Raw genomic sequence first — 2,424 nt, forward strand, 5'->3', positions numbered from 1 at the left:
GAGGAGCTTCAGGACGTCCTGGTGTATCACAACTCCGACGACGGCAACAATCCGCCGGGCTACCGGAAACGCGGCGACCGACACCCGCGTTCCACCGTGACGTGGAAGCAGAAAGGCATCACACACGACGCCAAACACAACCGTGTCCGCCTCTCGAAAGGGTGGAACCTGAAAGAGTCACGGTCTGACTTCATCCTCGCCGAGTACGAAACTCGACCTGACGTACGGGTCGAGAACATCCAGCAGGTGCGTGCCGTCTGGAATGGCGACGAGTGGGAACTCCACCTCGTCTGTAAAAAAGAGATTCCCGTCGAAGACGCGCCGGGCGACAAGACGGCGGGTATCGACCTTGGCATCAGCAACTACCTCGCCATCAACTACGAGGACGGGTCGAGCGAGTTGTATCCGGGGAACGTGCTGAAAGAGGACAAGCACTACTTCACCCGTGAGGAGTACCAGACAGAAGGTGAGAACGGCCCGTCGAAGCGAGCGCGAAAGGCTCAACAGAAACTCTCCCGGCGCAAAGACCACTTCCTTCACACCCTCAGCAAGCACATCATCCATCGGTGTGTCGAAGAAGGTGTGGGGAAGATAGCGGTTGGCGACCTCAGCGACATCCGCAAGGCCGAGAACGGCGGCTCGCGGAACTGGGGTACGTCGGGGAACAAGAAGTTACACGGGTGGGAGTTCGACCGGTTCACGACCCTGCTGGAATACAAGGCGGAAGAACACGGGATTCTCGTTGACCGTGTGGACGAGGAGAACACCTCGAAGACGTGTTCGTGTTGCGGGCAGATTCGAGATGCGAACCGGGTGGAGCGCGGGTTGTACGTCTGTTCGTCGTGCGAGACGGCGATGAACGCGGACGTGAACGGTGCGGTGAATATTCGTCGCAAGATAACTCAGAGTCCCCCGACGGGGGATATGAGTAACGGCTGTTTGGCCCAGCCCGGAGTCTTCCTGTTCGACCGCGAGAGCGGACGGTTCACACCGAGAGAACAGGGAGACTGCAAACCGTAATATCCCAACGCTCGGGAATCCCACCCCTTCAGGGGTGGGAGGAGGTCAATTTGAATAAGTTAGTTTCTGCCGCAGCTTAGTCATACGGCTTATAAACAAATTTGGATAAGATGGATGGAAGACCACTCTAAATCAAATTATAGCCATATAGTTGTGCTACAACCGGACCCGCTTGATCTAGCTGACGTCAATGATCTAGCCCCATAGGCGGCTCAGAAATCCTTCACTTCCCGCTTGTTCGTTGCTTCCTCCCAACTCAGCAAGCTCAATCCACTCTTCGAAGCCGTCTGGGTTCTTGATGATGATGCTCCGACCGCTCTTTTCGGGCCGCATCTTCGTCGGGAGTGTCTTGCGATAACTGTAGAGCTCGTGTGGCTCGAGATCGAATTCAGCAATAAGTCGATTTTCGCGCCGATCGAATGTTACGTCACCGCGCTCGTAGGCTTGCTTCCACTTGCGCTTGCCAATGTTGTATCTCCGGTTCGCCGGCTCTTTCGGGAAGAATTTTGGGACCTCACGGTCAGCACGCTCGTAAAACTCGAGAAACACCTGGCGAACGTCGTCGACAGTTCCACCGGCATCGAGATACCGCTCATCCCTCAAGATGCGCCGTGACACGTACGAGAAGATGGGGTTGCGAGCGTCGAGGATTGTATTGAGATCTTCTTGCGCTTTGTAGAACCCCTCGTCTTCGGGATTCGAAGGAAACGCGACGTCGAAATGAAGCATCTTCGCTCGGTTTCGGAACCAATCGTTTGGCCGAGAGTCGTTACTGGTGAAGATGAGCGTTGGATACGCGATCTCATTCGATGGGTGCCACGAGTCCTGCCAGAAGTTCCGGAGCGTATCGATCCGCTCAATTTTCTGTTTGGAGATGTCTGAGACGACGTACGGGAACACCGTGTCGATATTCCGTAGCGACCGGATCTGGTTCTTTCCGACGTCGTCTGCGTCAGCCCCACCACGGACGAGGTCGTCAGAGACCAGCCGCAACACGAACTCCGTGAATTTGTCTTTGCCAGCGTCTGACTCGCCGAAGATGTAGAGATACTGGAGGGCATTATCGAGAGTGACGCTTCCGTAGAACTGCTTCGCGTACAGGTTCACAAACGGCGCCCAGAGCCCGTAGAGCACGCCCTCGTACAGGTGGGCTTTCACCGCCTTCGGGTTGTTCGTTTCGCCCCAGCGGTCGATGGTCTTGATGTAGTTCTCAATGTTCTCGAGGGATGCGTCAAGGAGGTCCGGGTCGGGCTCGTGGTCAGCGGTCAGGATACGGTGGTGTTTACCGTGTTGGAGATGGACGCGCTGGTTCTCCTCGTCGATCCACATTTTCGGCACGTCATACCGCGTTTGGAGATAGTTGGTGTAGCCCTCTACGGGTGTTGTGATGGCGTCCGCGCCGAC

At 56.1% G+C, this 2,424-nt stretch carries 1 protein-coding gene and 1 pseudogene; one reads left to right on the forward strand and one right to left on the reverse strand.

The genetic code is table 11. The features are described 5' to 3' along the window. A partial coding sequence (locus tag EXE42_RS15135) for an RNA-guided endonuclease TnpB family protein (protein ID WP_137706864.1) occupies positions 1-1,020 on the forward strand: 1,020 nt, incomplete at its 5' end. Between the two features lie 195 nt (positions 1,021-1,215). On the opposite strand, the pseudogene EXE42_RS18650 reads toward EXE42_RS15135, so the two are convergent. Further along, a pseudogene (locus EXE42_RS18650) lies at positions 1,216-2,424 on the reverse strand (hypothetical protein); the annotation flags it as partial.

It is taken from the genome of Halorubrum sp. SP3 (assembly GCF_005435195.1).
GTDB lineage: Archaea > Halobacteriota > Halobacteria > Halobacteriales > Haloferacaceae > Halorubrum > Halorubrum sodomense.